The organism is uncultured Dysosmobacter sp. (assembly GCF_947631165.1).
In the GTDB taxonomy this organism is placed as follows: Bacteria; Bacillota; Clostridia; order Oscillospirales; family Oscillospiraceae; genus Oscillibacter.
The window spans coordinates 1-24,523 of the sequence record NZ_CANRKH010000037.1; the positions used below are offsets into that span (position 1 = coordinate 1).

The 24,523-nt window shown below is 59.3% G+C and carries 21 protein-coding genes, 1 pseudogene and 1 other annotated feature; of the genes and pseudogenes, 8 read left to right on the forward strand and 14 right to left on the reverse strand.

The window, feature by feature from the left end:
• Nucleotides 1-78 precede the first annotated feature (78 nt).
• From Q0Z69_RS13745 to moaA, 3 genes are read right to left on the reverse strand one after another with little or no spacing between them, the layout of a single operon-like run.
• On the reverse strand, nt 79-1,074 hold the full coding sequence (locus Q0Z69_RS13745; RefSeq protein WP_298034736.1) for an ornithine cyclodeaminase family protein: 996 nt from the start codon (nt 1,072-1,074) through the stop codon (nt 79-81).
• A gap of 17 nt (nt 1,075-1,091) precedes the next feature.
• Complete coding sequence (gene moaC, locus Q0Z69_RS13750; protein WP_298034738.1) at nt 1,092-1,577, reverse strand: cyclic pyranopterin monophosphate synthase MoaC; 486 nt, start codon at nt 1,575-1,577, stop codon at nt 1,092-1,094.
• Between the two features lie 4 nt (nt 1,578-1,581).
• On the reverse strand, nt 1,582-2,526 hold the full coding sequence (gene moaA, locus Q0Z69_RS13755; protein WP_298034741.1) for a GTP 3',8-cyclase MoaA: 945 nt from the start codon (nt 2,524-2,526) through the stop codon (nt 1,582-1,584).
• A gap of 174 nt (nt 2,527-2,700) precedes the next feature.
• Here moaA and yqeC point away from each other — a divergent pair, with 174 nt between their 5' ends.
• From yqeC to selD, 3 genes are read left to right on the forward strand one after another with little or no spacing between them, the layout of a single operon-like run.
• Nucleotides 2,701-3,366: a selenium cofactor biosynthesis protein YqeC gene (gene yqeC / locus Q0Z69_RS13760; protein ID WP_298034744.1), complete on the forward strand. Its 666-nt coding sequence runs from the start codon at nt 2,701-2,703 to the stop codon at nt 3,364-3,366.
• Entirely contained in the window at nt 3,360-4,178 is an 819-nt protein-coding gene (gene yqeB / locus Q0Z69_RS13765; protein WP_298034747.1) for a selenium-dependent molybdenum cofactor biosynthesis protein YqeB, read from the forward strand. Before yqeC ends, yqeB begins: the two co-directional genes overlap by 7 nt.
• Nucleotides 4,171-5,211, forward strand: a complete 1,041-nt coding sequence (gene selD, locus Q0Z69_RS13770) for a selenide, water dikinase SelD (RefSeq protein ID WP_298034749.1) — start codon at nt 4,171-4,173, stop codon at nt 5,209-5,211. The genes yqeB and selD overlap by 8 nt, the downstream gene beginning before the upstream one ends.
• A 71-nt stretch (nt 5,212-5,282) precedes the next feature.
• On the opposite strand, the gene Q0Z69_RS13775 is transcribed toward selD, so the two are convergent.
• Both Q0Z69_RS13775 and Q0Z69_RS13780 read right to left on the reverse strand, forming a co-directional pair.
• Nucleotides 5,283-6,104 carry a polysaccharide deacetylase family protein gene (locus Q0Z69_RS13775; RefSeq protein ID WP_298034752.1) on the reverse strand — a complete coding sequence of 274 codons (822 nt, stop codon included), beginning with the start codon at nt 6,102-6,104 and terminating at the stop codon, nt 5,283-5,285.
• Nucleotides 6,105-6,377: 273 nt separating this feature from the next.
• On the reverse strand, nt 6,378-7,265 hold the full coding sequence (locus tag Q0Z69_RS13780) for a 4Fe-4S cluster-binding domain-containing protein (RefSeq protein WP_298034755.1): 888 nt from the start codon (nt 7,263-7,265) through the stop codon (nt 6,378-6,380).
• 245 nt (nt 7,266-7,510) lie between these two features.
• Between Q0Z69_RS13780 and Q0Z69_RS13785 the strand changes: the two genes are divergently transcribed.
• From Q0Z69_RS13785 to Q0Z69_RS13795, 3 genes are all read left to right on the forward strand, one after another.
• Nucleotides 7,511-9,331 carry an FtsW/RodA/SpoVE family cell cycle protein gene (locus Q0Z69_RS13785; protein ID WP_298034758.1) on the forward strand — a complete coding sequence of 607 codons (1,821 nt, stop codon included), beginning with the start codon at nt 7,511-7,513 and terminating at the stop codon, nt 9,329-9,331.
• A complete protein-coding gene (locus Q0Z69_RS13790; protein ID WP_298034761.1) occupies nt 9,318-10,688 on the forward strand; it encodes a penicillin-binding transpeptidase domain-containing protein in 1,371 nt (456 codons plus the stop codon). The genes Q0Z69_RS13785 and Q0Z69_RS13790 overlap by 14 nt, the downstream gene beginning before the upstream one ends.
• Before the next feature lie 434 nt (nt 10,689-11,122).
• Nucleotides 11,123-12,073, forward strand: a complete 951-nt coding sequence (locus Q0Z69_RS13795) for a hypothetical protein (RefSeq protein WP_298034765.1) — start codon at nt 11,123-11,125, stop codon at nt 12,071-12,073.
• Nucleotides 12,074-12,418: 345 nt separating this feature from the next.
• Here Q0Z69_RS13795 and Q0Z69_RS13800 read toward each other — a convergent pair whose 3' ends face one another.
• The 3 genes from Q0Z69_RS13800 to Q0Z69_RS13810 all read right to left on the reverse strand — a co-directional run bounded on the left by Q0Z69_RS13800 (nt 12,419) and on the right by Q0Z69_RS13810 (nt 15,144).
• Nucleotides 12,419-13,267 carry a MetQ/NlpA family ABC transporter substrate-binding protein gene (locus Q0Z69_RS13800; RefSeq protein WP_298034768.1) on the reverse strand — a complete coding sequence of 283 codons (849 nt, stop codon included), beginning with the start codon at nt 13,265-13,267 and terminating at the stop codon, nt 12,419-12,421.
• Between the two features lie 100 nt (nt 13,268-13,367).
• Complete coding sequence (locus Q0Z69_RS13805) at nt 13,368-14,105, reverse strand: methionine ABC transporter permease (RefSeq protein ID WP_298034771.1); 738 nt, start codon at nt 14,103-14,105, stop codon at nt 13,368-13,370.
• Nucleotides 14,098-15,144 (reverse strand): methionine ABC transporter ATP-binding protein, encoded by a 1,047-nt coding sequence (locus Q0Z69_RS13810; RefSeq protein ID WP_298034794.1) that lies wholly within the window; start codon nt 15,142-15,144, stop codon nt 14,098-14,100. The genes Q0Z69_RS13805 and Q0Z69_RS13810 overlap by 8 nt, the downstream gene beginning before the upstream one ends.
• Nucleotides 15,145-15,214: 70 nt before the next feature.
• Nucleotides 15,215-15,451: a binding site (T-box leader), on the reverse strand.
• A 465-nt stretch (nt 15,452-15,916) separates the two neighbouring features.
• Here Q0Z69_RS13810 and Q0Z69_RS13815 point away from each other — a divergent pair.
• Complete coding sequence (locus Q0Z69_RS13815; RefSeq protein ID WP_298034773.1) at nt 15,917-16,762, forward strand: DUF368 domain-containing protein; 846 nt, start codon at nt 15,917-15,919, stop codon at nt 16,760-16,762.
• Between the two features lie 154 nt (nt 16,763-16,916).
• On the opposite strand, the gene Q0Z69_RS13820 is transcribed toward Q0Z69_RS13815, so the two are convergent.
• Entirely contained in the window at nt 16,917-18,212 is a 1,296-nt protein-coding gene (locus Q0Z69_RS13820; protein WP_367272318.1) for an aminotransferase class I/II-fold pyridoxal phosphate-dependent enzyme, read from the reverse strand.
• A 195-nt stretch (nt 18,213-18,407) separates the two neighbouring features.
• Here Q0Z69_RS13820 and Q0Z69_RS13825 point away from each other — a divergent pair, with 195 nt between their 5' ends.
• Nucleotides 18,408-19,142, forward strand: a complete 735-nt coding sequence (locus tag Q0Z69_RS13825; protein ID WP_298034780.1) for a hypothetical protein — start codon at nt 18,408-18,410, stop codon at nt 19,140-19,142.
• 169 nt (nt 19,143-19,311) lie between these two features.
• On the opposite strand, the gene Q0Z69_RS13830 is transcribed toward Q0Z69_RS13825, so the two are convergent.
• The 5 genes and pseudogenes from Q0Z69_RS13830 to pheS all read right to left on the reverse strand — a co-directional run.
• Nucleotides 19,312-20,211, reverse strand: a complete 900-nt coding sequence (locus Q0Z69_RS13830; RefSeq protein WP_298034783.1) for an SH3 domain-containing C40 family peptidase — start codon at nt 20,209-20,211, stop codon at nt 19,312-19,314.
• 46 nt (nt 20,212-20,257) lie between these two features.
• Nucleotides 20,258-20,560, reverse strand: coding sequence for a hypothetical protein (locus Q0Z69_RS13835; RefSeq protein WP_298034785.1), 303 nt, complete (start codon nt 20,558-20,560; stop codon nt 20,258-20,260).
• A 200-nt stretch (nt 20,561-20,760) separates the two neighbouring features.
• On the reverse strand, nt 20,761-21,006 hold the full coding sequence (locus Q0Z69_RS13840) for an IreB family regulatory phosphoprotein (RefSeq protein ID WP_298034788.1): 246 nt from the start codon (nt 21,004-21,006) through the stop codon (nt 20,761-20,763).
• Nucleotides 21,007-21,175: 169 nt separating this feature from the next.
• Nucleotides 21,176-23,896 (reverse strand): phenylalanine--tRNA ligase subunit beta, encoded by a 2,721-nt coding sequence (pheT, locus tag Q0Z69_RS13845; RefSeq protein WP_298034791.1) that lies wholly within the window; start codon nt 23,894-23,896, stop codon nt 21,176-21,178.
• Nucleotides 23,897-24,037: 141 nt separating this feature from the next.
• Nucleotides 24,038-24,523: pseudogene (gene pheS / locus Q0Z69_RS13850) on the reverse strand (phenylalanine--tRNA ligase subunit alpha); the annotation flags it as partial.

The window sequence follows — 24,523 nt, forward strand, 5'->3', positions numbered from 1 at the left end:
TCCGGCACGGGGTGCTTCTGCTCCCCTTTTTTCTCGCTGATATTCACTGATACGACCTTGGCCATGTTCATTCCTCCCTCAAACCAGCTGCAGTTCCTGGCCCATGCCGCGCTTCAGCGCCCGCTGATAGACCGTCGCGGCGCAATTGACATCATGGGCACCCATGCCCATATGGGTCGAAACGATGATCTCATTCTCCCGCTCCCGGCCGGGGATCTTGCCGGTCAGCAGCTCAGTCATGTCGCCGAACACATCATCCATCGTCAAAGCCCCACCGGGATTTAACTGGGGGCTTTGCAAAATGTCTTGGTCCGGCACCTTGTATCCCAGATACCACTTATCAGCGGCCTTCCCCAATTTCGGGTCTAAATCCCGGAAACCCTCAATTCCAATGACTGTGGTTCCTGGCCTGACCAGCTCCGCGGACAGCAGCTTTTTCTGAGCACCGGAAGCCATCAAGATCAAATTGCTGCCGGTGACCGTCTCTTCCGGCGTATCGCAGATCACGACCTCTAAACGGCCGGAGAGGCGCTTTTGGACCTCTTCCATGGGCTGCCGGCTCCTGTTAAACAGGCGCAGCTGCCTCAATGAGGGGAATTCCTCCAAAAAGCCGCGGATGCCCGCCTTGGCCTGGGCACCGCAGCCAAAAACGGAAAGCACCTTCGGCTCCGGATTGGCCAGGTGACGAGCCTGAACGACACCATGTCCGCCGGCGGTCCGCATGGTGGTGATATTTGTGGCCCCTACCAAAGCGATGGGAGAGCCTGTCCGCACATCACTCAGGATCACCAGATTTCCATGGCTGAAGGGGTAGCCCGGCAGGGGCTTGGAATAGGTGTCGATCCATTTCACGCCAGCCACTTTTCGGTGGTGCAGGATGGCTGGCATGGAGTGGAAATTATTTTTCTGCTCCGGGTCCGCAAACATCATCACCATTTTACCCACGGTGATCTCGCCGGTGCCGATATGGTAAAACGTATCCTCTGCCGCCGCAATGGCGTCGGCGGGCGTCAGGAGCGTCATCACATCCTCTTCATTCAAAAACAGCAATTTCTCCGGAATATACATTTTCATTCCTCTTTTCTCCTGTCTTACCAAAATTCAGGCGCCTGGTATGCGCCGCTTTTGCCGCCGCGCTTTTCCAGCAGGCGGATGTTTGTGATCCGCATGTCCTTCTGGACTGCCTTGCACATGTCGTAGATGGTCAGCGCCGCTGTGGAAACAGCGGTGAGCGCCTCCATCTCCACGCCGGTGACCCCGGTGCAGGTAACGGCGGCCTTGATCTCCACCATGCAGGGCTGGTCGGACAGGCGGAAGGTGATGTCGATGCCGGTCAGAGGCAGGGGATGGCACATGGGGATCAGTTCCCAGGTGTGCTTGGCCGCCTGGATGCCGGCCACCTGAGCCACCGCCAGCACGTCGCCTTTTTTCATCGTGCCGTTTTTGATGTGGGTCATAGTCTCCGGCGAGACGTGGATCTCGCCGGCGGCCACCGCCGTCCGGTGGGTGACGGTCTTTTCCGTCACATCCACCATTTTGGCCCGGCCCTGTTCATTGAAATGGGTCAGCTCTGGCATCTGCTCATCCTCCGATCTGATTCATGTTCCGGGGCGTGTCGCTGGGGCGCTCCGCCAGGTGATGCCGCTGGGGCTTTTGCAGGATGCCCTGCCGGATGGCATTTTCCAGCCTCCAGCCGTGGAGACCCCGCAGGTCGATCTCCTCCCGGCTGTGGAGGCAGCCCTTCAGTTTGCCGTCCGCCGTGACCCGGATGCGGCGGCATTCACCGCAGAAGTCGTGGCTCATGGGGGAGATGAGACCCACCGTGCCGGGAGCGCCAGGCAGACGGTAGCGCCGCGCGACTCCGCTGGAACCGATCTGCTGTAAAGCGGAATTCCTTTGTAGAATGGAATCAGCGGAAACAAAACAGCTCTTGTCCCAAGAGGCGCACGGCCCCATAGGCATCAGTTCAATGAAGCGGACCTCCCAAGGATGCTCCTGCGTCAGCACCAGAAAATCATCTGTTTCGTCATCGTTGAAGCCGCCGATCAGAACCGTATCTAGCTTCAAATGCTGGAATCCAGCGTTCTCCGCCGCCTGGATGCCCTGCCATACCTGGGAGAGCTGTCCAAGCCGGGTCATTTGGGCAAACCGCCCTGGCCGCAGGGTGTCCAGGCTGATGTTCAGCCGGTCTACGCCCGCCTCCCGAAGGGGGCGGGCCAGCTCCGGCAGCAGGCTGCCGTTGGTGGTGAGGCACAGCTCTTCCAGGCCGGAAATGGCCCGCAGACGGCGGCATAGCTCCAGGATGCCCCGGCGCACCAGCGGTTCTCCACCTGTCAAGCGTATCTTCTTTACGCCGCATGCAACAGCAGCCCTGCTGATCTCCTCGATCTCCTCCACAGAGAGGATATCCTGATGCGCACGCTTGCACACGCCCTCCTCCGGCATGCAGTACCGGCAGCGGTAATTGCACAGATCTGTCACCGACAGCCGCAGATAATCGATGGTCCGACCACAGCCATCCAGCATACAGACCCTCCTTTTCGTGATACTCATTTGAGATAAACGCTACCTTTATCATAGCAGGAATTGGAGAAAAGTCAAGAGGAAGGGGCGGCCTATTCCGCAGATCGCCCTGCTGGGCCTTGCGCTTTTTCCGGGAAAGTGTTATTCTATTGAAAAAAGAACGAGGAGGGTGATGGCGTGGGACTAGCGGAGCTTTTGGAGATCCGGCCCGGCGTGACCGCTGTCATTGGCGGCGGAGGCAAGACAACGCTGTTGAGGACTTTGGGCAGCGAGCTTTCCAGCGGCCATTCGGTGCTGCTCTGCACCACCACGAAGATCTTCCCGTTTCCGGACCTGCCCTGCGCCCGGACGGAGGCGGAGCTGGAGGTTTTGCGCCGGGACCATCGGCTGCTTTGCGCCGGAACGCCGGTCCCCGGTACAGGAAAGCTGACGGCTCCATTATCGTCCATGGCAAAGCTGGCGGATGTGTTCGACTATGTGTTGGTAGAGGCAGATGGTTCCGCCCAGCGGCCCATAAAGGCCCACGCCCTCCATGAGCCGGTGATCCCACGGGAGACTGCGCAAACCATTTTGGTGGTGGGGGCCTCCGGCTTCGGGCAGCCCATCGCCCAGGCGGCCCACCGGCCGGAGCGGTACGCTCAAATCGTCGGGCTGCCGCAAGAGGCGTCAGTCACACCGGAGACGGAGGCGGCGGTGCTGATCGCTGAAGCCCTGCATGATAAAATTTATGTAAACCAAGTAGAAGCAGAGCAGGACCGCAGGAACGCCGCCGCGCTGGCAGGGCTGCTGGCGTGTCCGGTGCTGGCCGGTTCGCTGCGAAGAGGGGAGTATTTGCTATGCTGATCGTGATCCGAGGTGCAGGAGACCTGGCTACCGGCGTTGCTCTGCGGCTGCGGAGGGCCTGTATCCAGGTGGTCATGACGGAGGTGGAGCGGCCCACCGCCATTCGGCGGACGGTCTGCTTTTCTCAGGCCATCGTTCACGGCGAGACGGTGGTGGAGGGTATAACGGCCCGGCGGGCAGACAGTCCGGCCCAGGCGCTGGAGCTGTTGAAAAGCGGCGTCGTCCCGGTGCTGGCGGACCCGGAGGCGGCCTGTATCCCGGTCCTGAAGCCGGATGCGGTGGTGGACGCCATTCTGGCCAAGAGGAATTTGGGGACCTGCATCACCGACGCCCCGGTGGTGATTGGTGTCGGCCCCGGTTTTACCGCCGGTGTGGACTGCCATGCGGTAGTGGAGACCATGCGGGGCCACTACCTGGGGCGGGTCATCTATGACGGCAGCGCTCAGCCCAACACCGGCATCCCCGGCCTCATCGGCGGCTTTGCGGGGGAGCGGGTGCTCCGAGCGCCGGCGGACGGCGCATTCCACCAGCTTCTGGAAATCGGCGCTCAGGTGAAAATGGGGGACGTGGCCGCCACGGTAAACGGCCAGCCCATGGTCTGTACCCTGGACGGCGTTCTGCGGGGCATCCTGGCGGAGGGGACCCCGGTGTTCCAGGGCATGAAAGCCGGAGACATCGATCCCCGCTGCAAGCTCGAGCACTGTTACTGCGCCAGCGACAAGGCCCTGGCGGTGGGCGGCGGCGTGCTGGAAGCGGTGCTGAACCTGTCGGGGGCGCTGGCAGAACAGGAAAGGAAGAACGAACATGCCTGAAAACGAAGTAAAGCTGACCAAGCTGGCCAAGTGCGCCGGGTGCGGCGCGAAGGTGGGAGCGGGCGTTCTGGCCCAGCTCCTGGAGGGCATCCAGGTCCATCAGGACCCCAATTTGCTGGTGGGCTTCGACAAGAGCGACGATGCGTCGGTGTACAAGGTCACAGACGACCTGGCTTTGGTGCAGACGGTGGATTTTTTCCCGCCCATTGCCGACGATCCCTACCTCTTCGGCCAGATCGCGGCCACCAACGCCCTCAGCGACGTGTATGCTATGGGCGGCGAGCCGAAGCTGTGTCTGAACATCATGGCCGTTCCGGCGGACATGCCCGGAGACGCCGTGCACCAGATGCTGCGGGGTGGCTATGACAAGGTATACGAGGCCGGCGCGCTCATCACCGGCGGCCACAGCATTTTGGACGATGAGCCGAAATACGGCCTGGCGGTGACGGGCTTTGTCCATCCGGACAGGGTTCTGACCAACAGTGGGGCAAAGCCCGGCGACGTGCTGCTGTTTACCAAGCCCCTGGGCATTGGTGTGCTGACCACTGCCGCCAAGGCGGAGATGGCCTCCGGGGAAAGCATGGAACTGGCCCACCGGCTGATGACCACACTGAACAAGTCCGCCCGGGACGCTATGGTAAAAAACCGGGTCCACGCCTGCACTGACGTGACGGGCTTCGGCCTGCTGGGCCACCTGACGGAGATGGCCCAGGGCAGCGATGTGGAGATAGAACTGCACATAAACAAGATCGACCTGATCCCGGAAGCGCTGGAACTGGCCCGCATGGGCATCCTGCCGGAGGGGATGTACCGCAACCGTGCCTTCGCCCAGGAGGGTGTGGACGCTGGGGATACAGAGTTATGTAAACAGGATCTGCTGTACGACCCTCAGACCGCCGGGGGACTGCTGATGGCGGTGGACCCCGCTGACGCGGAGGCGCTGTTCGAGGAACTGAAGGGCTGTGTGCCCAGCGCCCAGCGGATCGGCGCCGTCCGGGAATACCGGGGCGGGAAGCGGATCTTCCTGCGATAAGGCAACAAAAGAGGCCGGTCCCATAGGGACCGGCCTCTCGTTTCATTGTGTGCCAAAGACTTGCCGCGCCGCTATGCGGCGGGTTCTCCCGTTGGCTTTGCCAGCGGCGGGACCTTGAAGCGGAAATAGTCAAAGTTATACAGGCGGTTCACGTCCACTGTGTCCTGGAAGCGAAGCGTGATCAGCTCGCTGACGGTCACCAGCTGATAGCCCTGCTCTTCCAGCCAGGGGACCAGGACCCGGGCGGCCTCCACAGTGCTTTCATATGTACTGTGGAGCAGGATCACCTGTCCGTCCAGATCCTTAAAGCCCTGAATGTGGGCGATCACCTTCTCCGCGTCCCGGCACTTCCAGTCCTCCGGGTCGATGGACCAGGTGACGATGGCGCGGTCACAGGCGGTTTTCAGCGCCTTGTTGGTGGAGCCGTAGGGTGGGCGCAGCAGCGTGGGAGCAGTGCCCAGCACATCGATAAAGGCCGCGTCTGCCGCCGCCAGGTCTGCCTGCAGAGCTTCCAGCTTCATTTTGCCCAGGTTGGCGTGACGGTAGGAGTGACTGCCGATCTCGCAGCCCATCTCCGCCGCCCGGCGGACGGCGTCCGGATCGTTGGGCAGGTTTTTCGCCACTTCAAAGAACGTAGCCACAGCGTTGTGTTCCTCCAGGATATCCAGAAGCTGGTCTGTGTACTGGGCGTGGGGGCCGTCGTCAAAGGTCAGCGCCACCATGGGACGGCTGGGATCGACTATGCGGACGGGGACAGGCGCTTCCTCCACCGGCGGCTCCGGTGTGTCGGTGGGCGGGGGCTGGACAGAGGCTGATACTGCTTGTGTGGAGCCGCCTGTGCCGCAGGCGGTGGCGAGGGAGAGCACGAGGAGAAGAGAGAGGAAGGATCGCATAGCAGCTGCCCCGCTTTCTAGTAAGTTTCTTCATGCACTTATTTTGACGGAAAACGGGGGAAAAGTCAGTATCAAATCGATTACAAATAGAAACAAAATGGTAACAGCCGCGGTGGAAGGATGGCCGGACTGCCCGTTTCATCGGAAATGGCATCTGCATCAGGATTTGAGCCGAAGGCAGCTCCGATATTCCGTTGTCTTTGGTGTCCCTGGTATAGAACAGCGCCTCGCTGCTGAAAAAAACCGGCGGAAGTATCCGCCGGTTTTGGATATTTATGCAATGCGCTCCAGCCACTTCAGGTCATACGGCTCGAAAACCACCTTTTCATAGGCATCCAAATCCAGCAGCACACCGGTCCAATCAGAGTGGATGTCGCCGTTCTGCTTGATAAGGATATCATACAGAATATCGTAGGTCACGCCGTTGGCGGGGTCCGTCTCCACAATGGTGGAGTAGGGCAGAGTCTTGTGATAGGTCAGCTCCAGACCCTTGTAGTCAAAGTGGAAGCCGCAGCGCATCCGGCAGCCGTCCAGGCCGGTATACCGGGCGATCTTCTTCAGATCCTGCAGGATCTTGTCGCCGCTCTCGTCATACAGGTTTTCTGGCGTGGTAGCGGTATAGTCAAAACGGAACTGGATGGAGGCACCCGGAATTTTGCGGAAGCGCTCCATATAGGGGATCAGCTGCTCGGCGGGATAGTTTTTGTACAGCACACAGTTCACACGAAAGGGCACCGGCAGGCGGGCCAACAGGCCGTCGTTAGACTCCACCACATATTTCTGCATGTGGCGGGAGACATTGATGCAGGTGATCTTGTGCTTGTTGCGCTCCGCGAAAGCCAGGATATCCTCCTCAGACTGATGCTCGGAGACCGGCAGTGTGGTGTTGATATAGACCTTGTGAGTCGTGGGGATCTCGTCCAGCATCATTTGCAGAGACTCCAGGTTGGCGAAGGGCTCTCCGCCGGTGAACACAAAGTCGCAATAAGGGGTTATGGCGTCCATGCGCCGGATGCTGGCGCATATCTTCTCGGCGGAGAAGCCTGTCAGATCTGCATACTCCCCCTTGTTGATGCAGAAGGGGCAGTGATTTTTGCAGTCGTAGGGGACGAAGATCGTCACCGTGGCTCCGCCCGCCCGGGTTTTATAGGGATGTTTCATGTCGTTGATCGGCCTTTCATAAAAATAGAGGACTACGCCAGTAACGGCAAATACCTCCATTTTGTTGTTTTCATACACAATATCGTATTTTAATGGATTTTAAATGGAAGGTCAAGAGGGAAAGTGAAATTTCACAGAGATTTCCGCTGCCGGACCAGGATGTTCATATGATGGGCCTATACTTTAAAGGAAAAACGTGCTATACTTGTTGAAATTTTTCAAAAAGCAGGAGAGGAGGCAGCTTTATGGAGCGATTGACGGCGCCCTTGCAGGCGCAATTGGATATCATGACGGCCCTGCTGGCGGAGCGGCCGGAGATCGGCATGTGGTTCACAGCCATCGCCCGGCTCCTGTTTCCGGTGCTGGCAGTGCTGATCCTGTATCGGGCGGTGCGGTCTCTGCTGAACATTCCCCACACGCCGGAGGCCTGGGGCCAGTTGAGCCTGCCCAACGGGATGCCCATCTTCCTGACCCACTGGGAGAATATCATCGGCCGGGGCAGGACCGCCGACGTCCAGCTGCATTATCCTAGCGTCTCCCGGCAGCACGCGGCCCTCTGCCGGGGGGAAGATGAGACCTGGACGGTCTATGACCTTGGCTCCAAGGGCGGCACGGCGGTGAACGGCGTGCCGGTGGAGGGCGCCGCGCCGGTGCGGCTGGGGGATACCATCACGCTGGGAGGCGTGCCTCTGGTATTCCTGCCCCAGACCGTGGCGGAGCGGGAGGATCTGGAGGAAAAACGCCGGGCGGAGCGGCCCGCCGCCATGTGGCCCTCCTTTTTGTGGCTGACGGTGTTCCAGGTGTTGGCCTGCCTGCAATTGATCGCAGCGGCGGGAACGGAGGCCAGCGCCGCCATCCCCCTGGCGTTTCTGGGATTGACAGCAGTGATGTGGCTGTACGCCGCCGTACTGCGCTGTGCTCGCTGCGTGGGCTTTGAGATGGAGACTATCGCCTTTTTCCTCTCCACGCTGTCACTGGCGGTGACGGCCTCCAGCGCGCCGGGGAGCCTCTATAAGCAGTTCCTGGCCATTCTGCTGGGGCTGGCGCTGTTTTTGGTGCTGGGCCTGTTCCTGCGGGATCTGAGCCGGGTACAAAAGACCCGCTGGCTCATGGCCGCCGCGGCCATCGGCCTGCTGGGGATCACGCTGCTGGTGGGCAATTCCAAATATGGGGCGGTGAACTGGATCTCTATCGGCGGACTCAGCTTCCAGCCTTCGGAGATCGCCAAGATCTGCTATATTTTTGCTGGCTCCGCCACACTGGAGCGGCTGTTCCACCGGCGGAACCTGACCCTGTTCATTTTGCTGACCGGCGTGTGTATCGGCCTGCTGGGACTGATGAGCGATTTCGGCACGGCGGCCATTTTCTTCGTCACCTTCCTGATCATTGCCTATCTTCGTTCTGGGGACTTCGCCACACTGGCCCTCATCTGCGGCGGCGCGGTGTTCGGCGCAGGGATCGTGCTGAAATTCAAGCCCTATATCCTGTCCCGCTTCGCCTCCTGGGGCCACGCCTGGGAGGCAGCCTCCACCACCGGCTACCAGCAGACCCGCACCATGTCGGCGGCAGCCTCCGGCGGCCTGCTGGGCATGGGGGGCGGCAGCGGCTGGCTCCGCCGGGTCGCGGCGGCGGACACGGATCTGGTGTTTGGGATGCTGTGTGAGGAATGGGGGCTGCTGATCGCCCTGCTGGCAGTATGCGCCATCATAACCCTGGCGGTGTTCACCGTCCGGGCCTGCCGGGCCGGGCGGTCCAGCTTCTATACCATCGCCGCCTGCGCGGCGGGGTCACTGCTGGTGTTTCAGACCTGCTTGAACGTGTTTGGCTCCGTGGACCTGCTGCCCCTCACCGGCGTGACCTTTCCCTTTGTGTCCAACGGCGGCTCCGCCATGATGTCCGCCTGGGGCCTGCTGGCCTTCTTGAAGGCCACGGACACCCGGGAGAATGCCAGCTTTGCCATCCGGCGGGGGACGTATCGAAAACTGACGGCGGAGGCCCAGCGGCGGGCGGAGCCTGTGGGCGACCCCTTTGCTGAAGAACAGGAGGCGGACCATGAAGAAGATTGAGCGGCGGGCCGTGGTGTGCGCTGTGCTGGCGCTGCTGCTGGCGGCGGGGCTGTGCGTGTTTCTGGTGAACTATCTGCTGAACGGCGGAAGCTGGGCCTCCTCGGCCTTCAACCGCCATCTCTATGATTCCAACGGCGTTCTGGCCGTCGGCACGGTGCTGGACCGGGACGGCGACGTGCTGTCCTCCGTGGAGAACGGGAAGCGCACCTATTACAGCAGCGAGGCCGTCCGCAAGGCGACCCTCCACGCGGTGGGCGACCTGCGGGGCAGCATTGGCACCGGGGCGCTGAATGCTTTTGCCGATAGGCTGACGGGCTATAACATTCTCAACGGTGCTTTCGGCGCGGACCGGGGCAATGAGCTGTATCTGACCATCGACGCCCGGTATAATTACGAGGCGTATCAGGCCTTGAACGGCTGTGCCGGGACGGTTGCAGTGTACAATTACAAAACGGGGGAGATCCTCTGCATGGTCTCTTCTCCCAGCTATGACCCCTTGCATGTTCCAGAAGATATCGAGACCAACGACCGCTATCAGGGGACTTATCTCAACCGATTTCTCTCCGCTACGTTCACGCCGGGGTCCGTGTTCAAGACCGTGACCCTGGCGGCGGCGCTGGAAAATATCCCGGACGTCGGCCAGCGCACCTGGACCTGCGCTGGCAGCGTTCAGGTGGGAGAGGAGACCATCGTCTGTTCCGGGACCCATGGGGAGCAGCACATCGGGGACGCCTTCGCCAATTCCTGCAACGTGGCATTTGCACAGATCGCGGCGGAGCTTGGAGAGGATACGATGAAGCGATACACGGAAAAAGCAGGCTTGACGGACAGCTATTCCGTCAATGGCCTGCCTACTGCCCGGGGGAGCTTCTCCTTCAGCGGCGCCGCCGAGGGCCAGCTGGGCTGGGCCGGTGTGGGCCAGGGGCAGGATCTGGTGAATCCCTGTGCCCTGATGGTGTACATGGGAGCCATCGCCGGCGGCGGCAAAGCGGCAGAGCCGTATGTGATCCAAAAGACCGTCTCCGCCTTGGGGCTACCGTCCTTTCCCCACCTGACCCGCAGGACCGGGACGCTGGTGTCCGGCGGAACGGCGGCAAAGCTGGCGGACATGATGGCGGACAACGTGGAAAAGACTTATGGCACAAAGCGTTTTCCCAATATGGATATCTGCGCCAAGTCCGGCACCGCCGAGGTGGGGGAGGGGCAGCAGCCTCACGCCTGGTTCGCGGGCTTCCTGCGGAACGAGGACGCGCCCTACGCCTTTGTGGTGTTGGTGGAGAATGGCGGCGGGGGAAGCTCCGTGGCCGGCACCGTGGCGGGAAAGGTGCTGGATGTGATGGTCAACGGATATGAATGAGGGGCCTTGAAAGACCATAAAAATACGCTGTGCCAAAGGGCAGCACTTCATAAGGAAGTGCCGCCCTTACGCTGTTTTTGAGGTGGGTTGATGGGGCTGGAATCCCTCTCGGCGCTCAGCGCCGCCCGCTTTGAGGGCGCCTGCAGCAGTACAAAAGCTATGCTCGCTGCACGATGAGACAGGGCAGCAGACTGTCCCCAGGGGCTTCTTTCGTTTGCATACAGAACAAGCATTTGCCAATACCTTTTTGCATGAGATTCTGTAGAGATACTCTCGGCGCAAATGCTCAGGTGCGGTAAAGCAGCACAGAAAAACTTGGTCGAAATGACAGCTGCACCGCTATTCCGATGACATTTCTAAATATTCCAAATATGCTTGAAACAGCGTCCTCAAGCAGTTATAATCAGAGTAAAATTAAATATTGAGGTGATTGCATGACATTAGAAGAAATGGCCCAACACACCAGCCCTTATCTGCTGTGCTGGATTGATTTTGCTATGACACCAAAGCATCTTACGGACATCAACCAGCTGAAACGAATTAAGCGTCTGGCGGGTAAGGATTTCCCTGTCCCCCACAGCGAATATACTAAGCAGAAGTTGGCTCCTATACAGGATTTTTTGAAGTCCAGGACAGGTGATTGGGTTATGCTGGAAGAAATGACTAACTTGCAAGTATTGGAGTTTCCAGCACGCACCCCGCTTGGGATTATTGATGATTTTTCATTCCTTCCTAAGCTAAAAAAATTGTACCGCTTAGACTTGCGAGCCACCAGTTTTTCGGACTGCTCCCTATTGTCAGAACTTACACAATTAAAGAGTTTAGCCCTTCCCGCCCGAAAGAAATTGATTCATGCGGAAGTGCTGGATATTTTATCCTGCAAGATCTATACGGAAGAACCCGCCTACCATGATGACGACTTTCCAAAATACAAAGTTGTCCCCACACAGGATGCTTCCGCGCCCTTGCCTGACGCCTTTGCCGCGCACTGTCTGGAATATGGTCGAAAGCGTTTTATGAACAGTGAACTTACTCAGGAAGTTCTGGATGAGCTCACCGAATTGATTCAAGCTGAACAGGTCAACTCCCTCCTTCTTTCTTTGGATGAAAACAGTGAGGAGGACTTTTTCACCATGGATATTAAGGCTGGTTGGGCTGCCCCTACGTTCAATATCTGGAATGAGAAAGGTGATCCTGTCTGCTTTCAGCCGATCAACGAAAAGTATGTCAGTGTGGAGGAGGATGCCCCGGTCGAAATTGGAGGTCAAACTCCTGTTCCAAAACGCTTTGCTTTGGATGATTTGTCTTTGGCAGCACAGTGCGCGATTTTTTTTGCTAAGACAGGAAAGCTTTACCCTGGTGTTCAATGGGCGGAGTTTTCCTGAAAGAGAGTGAAAGAGGGCAAGATTCGACCCGTGGCCCAAATTTCGCCTTCCTTTCTCTTTGCTCCCCTGGTCAGTCTTGCTGAGGTTAGGCACCCCAGACCCGCCTTTGACCGGCGCGGAGCGCCGGCGCTGCGGCGCTGCCGCACCGCAAAATTTCATCAACCCGCCCTCGCCCGGAGATTGCATTTTTGCAAATTCTCCGGGCTTTCTTTTTGTGCATTGTGCGGATGTGTAGGGCTTTGAAGCGAAGCGTTCAAATACCAATTGGCCGAAAAAATTTGGGAGGAACTTCCTTACGAAGTCCCTCCCAAGGGCGGCACAGCGTATTTTTTATGGAAATATTGCTTAGAACGCGGGGACCACGGCGCCGTCGAACTCCTCGTTGATGAAATCACGGATGGCGTCAGAATTCAGAACCTCGATCAGGGCCTTGACAGCCTCGTTGTTCTCATTGCCCTCCTTGACCACCAGGACGTTCACATAGGGGGAGTCGCTGGACTCGATGGCCAGAGAGTCCTCCACGGGATTCAGGCCAGCGCCCAGGGCGTAGTTAGAGTTGATGATGGCCAGATCCACCTCAGAGGTGATGCTGGGGATGGTCTTGGCCTCCATCTCCTTGAACTCCAGGCTCTTGGGATTTTCAGCGATGTCCTTGGGGGTCGCGGACAGGTTGGAGCTGTCCTTCAGCTTGATAAGGCCCTGGGCCTCCAGCAGCAGCAGGGCGCGGCCCTCGTTGGTGGGATCGTTGGGCACGGCAATGGTGGCGCCGTCGGGGATGGCATCCAGGGAGGTGGTCTTGCCGGCGTAGATGCCCATCGGCTCGATGTGGACGCCTGCCACGCTCACCAGATGGGTGCCGCGTTCAGCGTTGAACTCGTCCAAATAGGGGATGTGCTGGAAGTAGTTGGCGTCCTCGTCGCCATCCTCCACGGCGGTGTTGGGGATCACGTAGTCACTGTACTCATTGACCACCAGCTCGATGCCCTGCTCCGCCAGAGGGGCCACGCACTGCTGCAGGATCACGGCGTGGGGCGTGGGAGAGGCGGCCACTGTCAGGGTGACGGTCTCAGCGGGAGCCTCCGTCTCGGCGGGGGCGTTGTTTTCGGCGGGAGCGGGTTCCTCTTTGGCGCCGCAGGCAGCCAGAGACAGGCACAGCGCCAGGGCCAATACCAGAGATAAGTACTTCTTTTTCATATTGATTTCCTCCAATGAGATATTTTGGGACCAATGGTCCGGTTATTTCAAACGCTTGCCGGAATTCCAAGAGACAGGCGATGAAAACAGGGGAACGGGTCTATTTGGTGTGGGCGAAGCGGGCCAGCAGATCGAAAGCTTTGTGGCCCTTGGCGGACTGGTCCAGCCGTTTGTCGATGGACCGCGCCGCCCAGTTGAAGAGCAGCTGGATGGCCTGGACCAGGATGATCAGGAAGATCACCGTGACCCACAGGACGGATAGAATGCCCCGGTTATGGCCGTATTGGATGGCGATGTCGCCCAAACCGCCTGCGCCTACAGTGCCGGCCATGGCGGTGTAGGCCAGGATCGTCACGATGGAGATGGCGCCGCCCAGCACCAGGGAGGGCTTCGCTTCCGGCAGGTAGACTTTCCAGACGATCTGGAAGGTAGAAGCGCCCATGGACTGTGCCGCCTCGATGACGCCGGCGTCCACCTCGCTGAGGGCAGTCTCCACCATCCGGGCGATAAAGGGCGTGGCGGATACCACTAGGGGTACAATGGCTCCCTTGACGCCGATCTTGGTGCCCACGATGAGCTTGGTCAGGGGCATGATGGCGATCATCAGAATGATGAAGGGCAAGGAACGGCCCACGTTGACGATCCAGTCCAGCAGCCGGTAGAGCAGATGGTTGGGACGGATGCCGTGGGGCTGGGTCAGGATCAGAGCAACACCTAGGGGCAGGCCCAGCAGATAAGCGAACAGAGTCGAAATGCCCACCATGATGAAGGTGTCCCGGATGCCCGTCAGCAGGATGCTGCCGTATTCGGCCCAAAAGGTCGTGATGAACTCAGCCATGATACTCCACCTCCTCTGCGGAAACGTTGTGCTGCGCCCGGATGTACGCCAGGGCCTTGGCGGCCTCGTTGGGGTCGTCGGGCAGCCCCAGCAGCATGGTGCCGAAGGCCTTGCCGTCGATGTCGCGGGTGTCCGCGCCTAGAATGTTTACCTTCACGCCGCAGTCGATGGCGAGGGAGGCGATGAGGGGTTGGTAGGCGGTGCCGCCGTTGAAGGCCACCCGCACCGCCCGGGTTCCGGCGGGATACTGGGCCACGCTGGCGCCGCCGGGATACACCAGGCGGCGGGCCGCGTCGGTAGAGGGATTGGAGAAGATGTCCTCCACCTTGCCCTGCTCCGCAATGACGCCGCCGTCCAGAATGGCGACCCGGGAGCAGATCTCCTCAATGACGCTCATCTGGTGGGTGATGACCACCACGGTGACGCCCAGCTTTTGGTTCAGGTCTTTCAGCAGGGCCAGGATGGAGGCAGTAGTGGTGGGGTCCAAAGCGGAGGTGGCCTCGTCGCACAAAAGCACCTTGGGATCTGTGGCCAGCGCCCGGGCGATGGCCACCCGTTGCTTCTGGCCGCCGGAGAGCTGGGCAGGATAGGCGCCCGCCTTGTCCCGCAGGCCCACGATCTCCAAAAGTTCCAGCGCCCGCTTCTTTGCCTTGGCGGCGGTGACGCCGCTCAGCTCCATGGGAAAGCAGACATTTTTCAGGACCGTGCGCTGCATCAGCAGGTTGAAGCTCTGGAAGATCATGGTGATGCTGCGGCGGACCAGGCGAAGCTCCCGCTCACTGATAAAAACGACCTTTTCATCTTTATTGTCAGCCTGCTTTTCCATCCAGGACAGCTGCTGTCCGTCCACGATGACGGTGCCGCTGGTGGGACGTTCCAGCAGGTTCATGCAACGTACCAGCGTGGATTTGCCCGCGCCGGAGAGGCCGATGATGCCGAAGATCTCACCCTGCCGGATGTCCAGATTGATATCCTCCAGCGCGTGAACAGCGGTCTCGCCGTCGCCGAAGGTCTTGGTCAGATGTTGGATCTGAATGATGGATTCACTCACAGTATCGAAGCTCCTTTATCGTGTTTTGCCGCAACAAAAAAGTCCCTGAAGCAACTGCTTCAAGGACGACATTCGCCGTGGTACCACCTTGCTTCGCCGCTTCCTCGCGAAAGCGGCCTTTAAGAGTGCCATCACACTCCTGCGCTGTGACGTGCGCACACGTCGTGACCTATGGAGACCCGGTCGGCCACGCAACTCCAGAACCATGTTCGGCAAGCCCTTCCGTACCTCTTTCCACCAACCGAGGCTCTCTGCGACGTATCTGCCTGCTTACTCTTTCCTTCATCGTCTTTGGGTATGAAGTTTTATTATCTGTCTGATAGTTTACACACTATCAGTTTTTCTGTCAACATACAAAAAAACCAGAGAAGGAGAAAAAGAAGCGGAAGGTTTTATGCAAAACCCACAAGCTTTAGAAAAATCGCGAAAAATTTCCCAAATATGAGGAGGTATCGGATTGAACCGGGGAGGCAAAACTGCTATGATAGGTGCGATATCCAAAGAAGCACTGAATAAATCGGGATGTGCGGATCGGCAGGCGGACGAAAAACGCCGCCAAGATGTGCGTCACGATCTATTCAGGGATTCCTGATAATACGATTTCCTGATAAAAAGATCAAAAGATCTTTTTATTGCGGCGCCTTTGGCGCCAGGAGACGTATTGACAACATCCCTGGCGGCTACGCCGCCGGGCCGCTTACGCGGCCCTAATAAAACGATTTGATCGTTTTATTAGGAATTCGTATAAGGAGGACTGTCTGTGGGTGCCCGGCGGGACCAAAACTTCATCATCCGTTGGCTGCGGGACCTGCTGTGCGGCGTGCTGATCGGCGCGGGGGCCATTCTGCCGGGGGTATCCGGCGGGGTGCTGGCGGTTGTGTTCGACATCTACCGCCCCTTCATGGAGTTCCTGACCCATCCCAAAACCGCTCTGCCCAAGTACTGGATGTGGCTGCCGCCTTTGGGCCTGGGCTGGTGCGTGGGCTTTCTGGGCTTTGCCAAGGGCATCGCTCTGGCCTTTTGCAGCTCCACCACCGTCACCACCTGGCTGTTCATCGGCCTGATCGTCGGCACGGCGCCTGCCCTTTTGCGGGAGGCTGGTAAGGAGGGGCGCTCCGCGTCCGCCTGGGTCAGCATGGCGGTGTGCGCCCTGGCGGTGTTCGGGGGATTGTTTTATATCAGCCGGATCGCTGAAGTGACGGTGGAGCCAAACTTCTGGTGGTACAATTTCTGCGGCGCTCTGTGGGGCATGGGCGTCGTCATCCCTGGCATGACCTCCTCCTCGGTGATGATGGCCCTGGGGCTGTATCAGCCCATGCTGGAGGGCCTGGCCCGGCTGGATCTGCTGGTGCTGTCCGCCTCTCTGCCGGGGATGCTGCTGACCATTTTCCTGCTGGCCCGGCTGGTGACCTGGTTTTTCAAACGGTATTACGCGGTGGCCTTCCACGGCATCTTCGGCATCGTGATGGCCTCCACGCTGGTCATCATCCCCACGACCTATGATGGTCCGGGGGAGATGGCGCTGTCCGCCCTCTGCTGCGGAGCCGGCTTCCTGCTGGCCTACTTTCTAGCCCGGCTGGACCGGCGCATCCAGGAGAACGGCTGACGTGCCGCCAAAGCGGCAAGCTTTGGCCTGATCGCCCGTCTTTGGCTGGCGGCTCCTACGCTTGCGGCCCTCCGTTTTCGCGCCTGCGGGCGCAGGCTCTGCATGGCTTTATCTGCAAGCAAAACGCTCCCCGTGCCGGCGGCACGGGGAGCGCTTATTCCGGCAGCTTTGCGAGACCGGCCTCCACTAGCTTCTGCAAACTCATGAGGATGCCCAGCTTGGCGTGATACCAAGTGAGACCGCCCTGGAAATAGACGGCGTATGGCTCCCGGATGGGACCGTCGGCGGACAGCTCGATGCTGCTGCCCTGGACAAAGGCGCCCGCCGCCATGATAACGTCGCTGTCGTAGCCCGGCATGGCCCACGGCTCCGGGGTCACATAGCTGTCCACCGGAGCGGCGGCCTGGATGCCCTTGCAGAAGGCCACCATGGCCTCCCGGCTGCCCAGGGTCACCGCCTGGATGATGTCGTGGCGGTCCTCGGAGGCAGTGGGGACGCAGGCAAAGCCCAGCTTTTCATAGACATTGGCGGCGAAAATGGCGCCCTTCAATGCGCCGGATACCACTGTGGGAGATAAGAACAGGCCCTGATAGAATGCGGGCATCAGGCCCAGGTTGGCCCCCACCTCCTGGCCCAGGCCCGGGGCGGAAAGGCGGTAGGCGCACCGCTCCACACATTCCCTTGTGCCGCAGATGTAGCCGCCGATGGGCGCCAGTCCGCCGCCGGGATTTTTGATGAGGCTGCCCACCACCATGTCGGCCCCCAGATCCGAAGGCTCCAGCTTTTCCACAAACTCGCCGTAGCAGTTATCCACCATCACTTTCACATCCGGCTTCACGGATTTGCAGAAGGTGATCAGCTCTCCGATCTGTGCCACGGAGAAGCTGGGCCGGGTCGCGTAGCCTTTGGACCGCTGGATGGTGATGAGCTTGGTCCGGTCGTTGATGGCGGCCCGGATGGCGTCGTAGTCAAAGGTGCCGTCGCTCTTCAGGTCCGCCTGGGCGTAGGTGACGCCGTATTCCTTCAGCGAGCACTTGCTCTCCCGGATGCCGATGACCTCCTCCAGGGTATCATAGGGCGCGCCCACGGGAGAGAGGAGCTCGTCCCCCGGCAGCAGGTTAGCGGACAGGGCCACCGTCAGAGCGTGGGTCCCGCAGGTGATCTGGGGCCGCACCAGAGCGGCCTCCGTGTGGAACACGTCGGCGTATACCCGCTCCAGGTTGTCCCGGCCCTCGTCGTCGTAGCCGTAGCCGGTGGTGGCGGCGAAGTGGGTCGCGTTGACCCGGTTTTTCTGCATGGCCGCCAGCACCTTGGCCTGGTTGAACTCCGCCGTCTGGTCGATGGCGTCAAAGCGGGGCCGCAGGTCCCGCAGCACCGCTTCCCCAAATCCATACACAGCCCGGCTGACGCCCAGCTGTTCATACATGCTCTCCAGTTCCATGAATTCCACCCTTTTTCTGTATTTCTCACACAAATGCGAATTATAGCAGGCTCTTGGAGAAATAGCAAGCGGTATCCGGAAAAAGGGATGCGCGGAGCGAAAGTTTCTGCTATACTGATATATTAGATGCATTAGAAGATTTGTGGAATGCGGATCTGGCGTAAAGCCGCTTTGCGATACGGCGCGGTACAGGAGGGTGTCATCATGAAATTTCATACACTTGTACTTGAAGGGGATAAAAAAGCCGGAAAGAAAGAGGGACCCCTGCCCGTGTATACAAAACAGGCTTATTTGCGCCGCAAACAGCGGGAGAACCGGCCGCCCCTGCGCAATAGAAGTTTCTATCTGTGCCGTATGATCGAGGAAGAACTCAAGGGCATTGACTTGGATGGAAGCGGAAAAATAACGGTCTGCGCGCATCGGGATCGTCTCGTTCCAGGGGAAGAGACATATATTTGCGATCAAAAATTTCATATCTCGATCTATTATCTGGAGCAAGAGGCGATCCGTGCGATCGAGGAAGCGGACAAAGATATGGAGCCAATGGTGATCCTGGAGATCTTGAGAAGCGCTTTTCTGGATATCGCGGGGCGGAATCAGTATCCTGAAAAAGCCGCGGAGCACATCGAGAAGGCATTTAACAGTATCATCAGCAGTCATTTTGTACGGGAGGAACGCATTGGCAGACTGTCCAAATGGTCCCAGAGTATCGGCGCGCATGTGTATCGGGTCCTCTCCGCTGAGGTGGGAGAGGGATGGTATCTTCAAATAACGGACAGAAGGGGGAACGTCCTCCGTCAGGAGACGATCGGCGGTGATATTCGATATGTGGATCGGCTGAACAGCCGCCTATACGCAAAGTCAGAGTGGCGCGGAAACACATTTGTGATATTTGAGCGATTTGGCAAGGAGGTTTTCAGCATCAGCGTACCATCTTAGCGCACGCTTCCAGATCAGCTTCCTCCCAGCTGTATGGCGCAGGCAAGATTCGTCCGCGGCCGCCGGTTTGTCGGAGAGAGGACAGGGGGATACGCCGGAAGAGCAACAAATGGCGGATACGGCATACAAAACCGCGGCACGCAATGCGTGCCGCGGTTTTGTAATCAGTTCACAGGTGGATGCCGCCTACAAAGTACTGGTTGTAATACCCGCTGGTCAGGTCGCTGATGATCACGCCGTTGCTGCGGGAAGAGGAGGCGTGGATATGCTGGCCGCCGCCTATGTAGATGCCCGCGTGGGAGCAAGCCTTGCCGGCGTTGCGGCTGGGATCGTTGAAGAACACCAGATCGCCGGGCTGCAGCTCAGAGATAGAGTAGACCCGGGTCCCCACGCCACTTTGCCACTGGCCGGTGGCAGTGTGAGGCAGAGAGTAACCAAACTGCTTCATGATGTACATGGTAAAGCCAGAGCAGTCAAAGCCGCTGGGGGAAGCGCCGCCATAGGTGTAGCGGGTACCAAGGAACTGCTTGGCGTAATCCACTACGTTGCTGCCGGAGGAGCTGGAGCTGGAGGCGGTCAGATCCACAAAGTCGCTTCGGATATAGCCCTCGGTGCCGTACTGACAGGTGACGGCGTACCAGCCGTCCACCAGTCCGTTGACGGTGACCACGTCGCCATTATCCACGGTGGCCAGCACCTCGCTCTCAGTGGAGGCTTCGGAGCGGACGTTCACGCCGTCGCCGTTGAGACGGCCATAGGATTCGAAGACGTTATCCTGGTCGATGATGATGTAATCGGCGGAGACAAAACCGGTGCTGCCGTTGTAGCTGATCTCATACCAGCCGTCGATGGAGTCGTCCAGCACGGCCAGGGCTACGTCCTTATCCAGTGTGGTGATAATGGAAGCGGAGGTGGAGGCTTCGGAGCGCAGGCGGAGTGAGGATCCGGTGGTAGCGCCCGCCGCGATGGCGATGTTGCTTTCAGCTGCCAGAGCGGAAGCGGTGAGCATCAAAATGGCTGCCGCAGAGAGGAGCAGGCATTTTGCCGCCTTTCCTGCAAAATGTGTCATGGGGGAAACTTCCTTTCCTGATGATTTCTTTTGTAGAGGGGGCGGTTTACTTTTCCTTTAAAGCCCGCTCCAGCCAGATGGCGGCGATGTCCATGGCCGCGTACAAGCTGTCTTTCTCGCTTTTCTTCACCACGCGGTCCCGGGACCGGAGGTCAGGGGCGGTGAGCTGCAATTGGATGGAGACTTTGGTGGCCAGATCCAGATCCTGTTCCTTTTTGGTGTCCAGCACCTGCATCATGATGATATATTTTTCAGCCATCGTGCCGTAGTAGATCAGGTTACCGGCCCGGCGGAGGGGATGGCCCTTATAGATCAGACCCTCAGTTTTTGCGGTCTTGCTTTCTGCCATGGAAACACTCCTTTGATTTTTGTAACCAAATTGTAACACTTTTGTTTCCACTTGTCAACATAAGACTGGAAAACAGCCGCGGAAGTATTTGGAGAATCCCCGCAAAGCGTTGAAAACAAAGGAAAATCCGCTGCGAAAAGTTTCGCAGCGGATTTGGAAACAAAAGAAACAAAATGACATGGCCGATGCTGGGGCAAGTCTTACTGGCCCAGGTAACGGCGCACCAATACCTGCAGCAGCTCATCCCGGTCGATCTTGCGGATCAGGGTACGGGCGTTGTTGTGGTTGGTGATATAGGTGGGGTCCTCAGAGAGGATATAGCCCACGATCTGGTTGATGGGGTTATAGCCCTTTTCTTCCAATGCCTGATAGACTGTGGTAAGGATCTGGTGGATTTCTGCGTCCTTATCCATCGCTATGCTGAATTTCCGGGTAAAATCGTCCATACAGACACCACCTCTCTTAAACTTTATATAGAAAATAGTATACTCGATTTTGGCCGCCATGTAAAGGCTTTCCCGGAGAATTTTGTGAAAATTTCCGGCAGATTTTTATGACAGAGGCCCGCCGGAAAGATTCCCGGCGGGCCTTGACCTGATTGGGTGATGGAAGCGCTTACCGCAACACGGCGTTCAACTCAGATTTCAGCAGCTCCAGGATGCTCTTTATATCGTTATCCGCTTCCTCGGCGGTGAGGCTGCGGTCCTCGGCCCGGAGGGTCAGGTTGAAGGCCACGGACTTTTTGCCGTCCTCCACACCCTTGCCACGGTAGATGTCGAACAGGCTGACCTCCTTCAGAAGGCCCTTGGCACCCCGGCGGATGCAGTCCTCCAGCGCGCCCACGGTGACGGCCTCGGCGCAGACGACGGCGATGTCGCGGGCCACAGCGGGGAACTTGGGCAGGGGCTTGTACTCCGGATCGTCGCCCCGGGCGTTCATCAGCTCGTCGAAGGAGAGCTCAGCACAGTAAAACTCACCGTCCACGCCGTAGTTCTTGGCCACCAGGGGGAGGATCTGGCCGAACACGCCGATGCAGTCGCTGCCGCTCCACACGGTGGCACAGCGGCCGGGATGGTAGGACTGGTGCTGGGGCAGGGCGGGGTCGGCGGTCTCGAACCGTACGTCTTTGGCTCGGATCTCCGTCAGCAGAGCCTCCACGACACCCTTCATGGCGAAGAAGTCCATATCCGCGCCGTAAGCGCCCATAGAGAGGATCTTGGCCTCGTTGGCAAGGCCATCCCCGCCGCCGGGGAGATAGACCCGGCCGATCTCATACAGCTTGGCGGACTTGTTGCGGTAGTTGTAGTTCCGGGTCAGGATCTCCAGCATGGAGGGCAGGGTGGTGGTCCGCATGATGGAGGTATCCTCGCCCAGGGGATTCAGGATCTTGAAGGACTTGCGGGCAGCGTAGTCCTCCGGCCAGCGGATCTTGTCATAGTAGGTGGGGGAGATGAAGGAGTAGGTGATGATCTCGTCGTACCCGCAGGCGCGGCACACGCTGCCCAGGGTCTGCTCCAGCTTTTGAGCGGGAGAGTATCCGCCCCGGGTCGTCTCGCCCCGCTGGAGGGTGCAGGGGATCTTATTGTACCCGTGGAACCGGGCCACCTCTTCGGCCAGGTCCGCCATCCGCCGCACGTCGCCCCGCCAGGAGGGAACGGTGACATCGTCGCCGTCCACCTGGAAATCCAGCTTCTCCAGGATGCGGACCATCTCCTCTCGGCTGACATCGGTGCCCAGCAGGCCGTTGATCTTCTCCGGCTCCAGCTTCAGCACGGTGGGCTGAGGCACATAGTTCAGGATGTCAATGACGCCGTCCAGTACTTCGCCGGCGCCCAGCAACTCCACCAGCTCACAGGCCCGGTTGACGGCGGGCAGGGTGTTCAAGGGGTCCAGCCCCTTTTCAAACTTGGCGCTGGCCTCGGTGCGCATGCCCAGGGCCAGGGCGCCCTTGCGGATGCAGGTGCCGTCGAAGCAGGCGGACTCAAACACCACATCGGTGGTGTCGGCCACGATCTCGCTGTTCAGTCCGCCCATGATGCCCGCCAGACCCACAGCCCGAGTTTCGTCGGCGATGACCAGGTGGTTGGCGTTTAGGGTGTGCTCTTTGCCGTCCAGGGTTGTGAGCTTTTCGCCCTCCCCCGCCCGGCGGACGATGATCTTCCCGCCCTTCACGTAGCGGTAGTCAAAGGCGTGCATGGGCTGGCCATACTCCAGCATGACGTAGTTGGTGATATCCACGATGTTGTTGATGGGACGCACACCCATGGCCCGAAGGCGCTCCCGCATCCATTTGGGGGAGGGGGCGATCTTCACGTTCCGAACCATGCGGGCAGTGTACCGGGGCACCAGGTCGGCGGCGGGGGTCTCCACATCCAGCCGCTGGGTCAGGGTCTGGGCAAGGGGATTGTCCGCGTCCTCGGGGCATCCCTTTACCACCGGCTCATGGAGCCGTAGGGGCTGGTCAAAGGTGGCCGCCGCTTCCCGGGCCAGACCGATGACAGATAGGCAGTCAGGCCGGTTGGGCGTGATCTCAAATTCCACCACGTGGTCATCCTGGCCAGTGACGGTCTTGATATCGTCGCCGGGCCTGCAGTCCTCGTGGAGGACGAAGATACCGTCGGTGATGCAGTGGGGGAACTCCCGCTGCTCAGCGCGGAGGTCCGCCAAGGTGCAGATGGTGTCAGATTTGGTGTTGTATGCCACTAGGTCGCCCACGTGGAGATTGGCGCAAACAGTGTCCGGACAGGCGGTGGTATCCTTCAGCATCAGGCAGGTGTGGAAAGAGCCGTTGTTCATAGGCATGGCCTCCAGCACCTCAGCGGCCACCACCGGCCCGAAAACCTTATCGCCGGGCTTGATATCCGCAGGGATGGAAGGCTTTTCCGGGTCGATGGGGTGGTAGTCGTTCAGCAGGGCCGCAGCCTCGATGACGGCGTAGGGGAAGTCCCGCTCGTCCAGACCCAGCTCCTTCAGGGAGCACAGCATGCCGTTGGACAGCATGCCCCGCAGCTTGCCCTTTTCGATTTTCTTGCCGCCGGGCAGAGTGGACTTATGCAGGGCCACAGGCACCAGGTCCCCCTCGTGGATGTTCCAGGCCCCAGTGACGATCTGCACAGGCTCTTCCTTGCCCACGTCCACCTGGCAAACCCACATGTGGTCGGAATCGGGATGGCGCTCCATTTTCTTGATGCGGCCAACCACCACGTTGGAGATATCCTCACCCAGGTCATGGGTCAGTTCCACCTTGGAGCCGGAGAGGGTCATGGCCTCGGCAAATTCCTTATCATTGGCGTCAACGGTGACGAACTCGCTGAGCCATTTACGAGATAGATTCATATATAAAACTCCTTTGTGTCAGATGTGTCAGAGTGGAGAGTGAAGAGTTGAGAGTGGTGATATGGTGTCCGGCTTTGCCGGATGATCTCCATTGAAAAATATCCTGATCTTCAATCTGCACTCCTCAATCTTCAATCTTGATCAGAACTGCTCCAGAAACCGCACGTCGTTTTCAAAGATCAGCCGCAGGTCGGCAATCTTGAACCGGCGCATGGCGGTGCGCTCCAGACCCATGCCGAAGGCCCAGCCGGAGTAGACCTCCGGGTCGATGCCGGCCATCTCCAGCACTCTGGGATGGATCATGCCGGCGCCCAGCAGCTCGATCCAGCCCTCGCCCTTGCAGGTGGGGCAGCCCACGCCGCCGCACTTGTGGCACTGGACATCCATCTCGCAGGATGGCTCGGTGAAGGGGAAGTGGTGGGGGCGGAAGCGGGTCACGGTGTTCTCACCGTAGAGCTGCTTGACCACGGTGTTCAGGGTCCCTTTCAGGTCCGCCATGGTGACGCCCTTGTCGATGACCATGCCCTCCACCTGGTGGAACATGGGGGAGTGGGTGGCGTCCACCTCGTCCTTGCGGTACACCCGGCCGGGGGCGATGATGCGGATGGGCAGGGGCATGGAGTCCAT

Coding starts and splice junctions, on each gene's coding strand:
- Q0Z69_RS13745 (WP_298034736.1), bottom strand. CDS start 1,074: ATGAAAATGTATATTCCGGAGAAATTGCTGTTTTTGAATGAAGAGGAT.
- moaC (WP_298034738.1), bottom strand. CDS start 1,577: ATGCCAGAGCTGACCCATTTCAATGAACAGGGCCGGGCCAAAATGGTG.
- moaA (WP_298034741.1), bottom strand. CDS start 2,526: ATGCTGGATGGCTGTGGTCGGACCATCGATTATCTGCGGCTGTCGGTG.
- yqeB (WP_298034747.1), top strand. CDS start 3,360: ATGCTGATCGTGATCCGAGGTGCAGGAGACCTGGCTACCGGCGTTGCT.
- selD (WP_298034749.1), top strand. CDS start 4,171: ATGCCTGAAAACGAAGTAAAGCTGACCAAGCTGGCCAAGTGCGCCGGG.
- Q0Z69_RS13775 (WP_298034752.1), bottom strand. CDS start 6,104: ATGCGATCCTTCCTCTCTCTTCTCCTCGTGCTCTCCCTCGCCACCGCC.
- Q0Z69_RS13780 (WP_298034755.1), bottom strand. CDS start 7,265: ATGAAACATCCCTATAAAACCCGGGCGGGCGGAGCCACGGTGACGATC.
- Q0Z69_RS13785 (WP_298034758.1), top strand. CDS start 7,511: ATGGAGCGATTGACGGCGCCCTTGCAGGCGCAATTGGATATCATGACG.
- Q0Z69_RS13790 (WP_298034761.1), top strand. CDS start 9,318: ATGAAGAAGATTGAGCGGCGGGCCGTGGTGTGCGCTGTGCTGGCGCTG.
- Q0Z69_RS13795 (WP_298034765.1), top strand. CDS start 11,123: ATGACATTAGAAGAAATGGCCCAACACACCAGCCCTTATCTGCTGTGC.
- Q0Z69_RS13800 (WP_298034768.1), bottom strand. CDS start 13,267: ATGAAAAAGAAGTACTTATCTCTGGTATTGGCCCTGGCGCTGTGCCTG.
- Q0Z69_RS13805 (WP_298034771.1), bottom strand. CDS start 14,105: ATGGCTGAGTTCATCACGACCTTTTGGGCCGAATACGGCAGCATCCTG.
- Q0Z69_RS13825 (WP_298034780.1), top strand. CDS start 18,408: ATGAAATTTCATACACTTGTACTTGAAGGGGATAAAAAAGCCGGAAAG.
- Q0Z69_RS13830 (WP_298034783.1), bottom strand. CDS start 20,211: ATGACACATTTTGCAGGAAAGGCGGCAAAATGCCTGCTCCTCTCTGCG.
- Q0Z69_RS13835 (WP_298034785.1), bottom strand. CDS start 20,560: ATGGCAGAAAGCAAGACCGCAAAAACTGAGGGTCTGATCTATAAGGGC.
- Q0Z69_RS13840 (WP_298034788.1), bottom strand. CDS start 21,006: ATGGACGATTTTACCCGGAAATTCAGCATAGCGATGGATAAGGACGCA.
- pheT (WP_298034791.1), bottom strand. CDS start 23,896: ATGAATCTATCTCGTAAATGGCTCAGCGAGTTCGTCACCGTTGACGCC.